This window comes from Micromonospora sp. NPDC005197 (genome assembly GCF_040608295.1).
Lineage (GTDB): Bacteria > Actinomycetota > Actinomycetes > Mycobacteriales > Micromonosporaceae > Micromonospora.
The window spans coordinates 1-1,157 of record NZ_JBEXHY010000276.1 but is presented as its reverse complement, the minus strand read 5'-3'; the positions used below and the strand labels follow the sequence as shown (position 1 = coordinate 1,157).

The 1,157-nt window shown below is 73.7% G+C and carries 2 protein-coding genes; both read left to right on the top strand.

Annotated features, from left to right (window positions below):
- The first annotated feature begins 82 nt into the window (after window positions 1-82).
- Complete coding sequence (locus tag ABZU46_RS31795) at window positions 83-598, top strand: hypothetical protein (protein ID WP_354863384.1); 516 nt, start codon at window positions 83-85, stop codon at window positions 596-598.
- 188 nt (window positions 599-786) lie between these two features.
- Window positions 787-1,128, top strand: coding sequence for an RNA polymerase-binding protein RbpA (locus tag ABZU46_RS31790; protein WP_046564157.1), 342 nt, complete (start codon window positions 787-789; stop codon window positions 1,126-1,128).
- Window positions 1,129-1,157 lie beyond the last annotated feature (29 nt).

The following is a 1,157-nucleotide window of genomic DNA, read 5'->3' as shown; positions in this document are numbered from 1 at the left end:
ACCCCACAACCCCCCTCGCCTCCTTTTTTCTTTCTTTCGTGGGCATACGAGATGCGGTTTGTTGTGTCTGGAGTTCTGAGGTGTGCTCTTCCGATCCCGGGCCGCCGCCGAGGCGACCGAGCGGGCCGGACGGTGGCAGGCCGAGGTGCAGGACGTACGCCGCCAGATCGACCAGGCCCGCGCCGACGCCGCGCGGACCCGCGCCGAGGCCGCCGACGCGGCCCGGGCCCGGGAACAGGCCGACCGGGCCCGCGACCGCGCCCAGGTCGCCGCCGCCGAAGCCGACGACGCCCGGCAGGAGGCCGCCGAGCTGGCCGCCCGGCTGCGCGCGGAGTTGACCGCCACGGCCGCGCAGCGCGACGCCCTCACCGCCGACCTGACCGCCGCGCGGCAGGCCGCGGCCACCGCCGAGGGCCGGCTGACCGCCCTGACGGTACGGCTCGACGCCGCCGAGGCCGACCGTGACGTGGCGCAGCGGCGGGTGGCGCAGCTCGGCGACCAGGTCAGCGACCTGGCGTTGGCGCTGGCTCGCCTGGGCGCCGCCGCACCCGGCGGTGCGGGCGCTTCCGATCGGGGTGCGCAGCCGGCGCAACCTTGACCGCGCTCGGGCGGTTAACATCCCCGGTGGCAGTCGCGACACGCCACCGCCGTGGCGTCACCGTCTCAGCCGGCTACCCTTGGGTCCGGCTCACCCGTGGACGCCTCACGCCCTCGGGCGGGAATGGGGCGACGGGAAAGCACCGTTACACCCAGAAGACCAGCACCACGAACGAGGGGAAGTCGATCATGGGCGAGCGTATGCTGCGCGGAAGCCGCCTGGGCGCGGTCAGCTACGAATCCGACCGCAACACGGAGCTCGCGCCGCGTCAGACCCGCGAGTACCTCTGTGCCAAGGGCCACCAGTTCGAGGTGCCGTTCGCCGTCGACGCCGAGGTCCCGACGACCTGGGAATGCAAGTTCGACGGCAGCGTCGCCCGACTCGTCGACGGCAGCGAGCCGGAGCAGAAGAAGGCCAAGCCGCCGCGTACCCACTGGGACATGCTGCTGGAGCGGCGCTCGATCGCTGAGCTCGAGGACATCCTCGCCGAACGCCTCCAGGAGGTTCGGACCCGCCGCGGCCGCGCCTGAGCCGCACCCGCACGACACGGCGCCCCCGG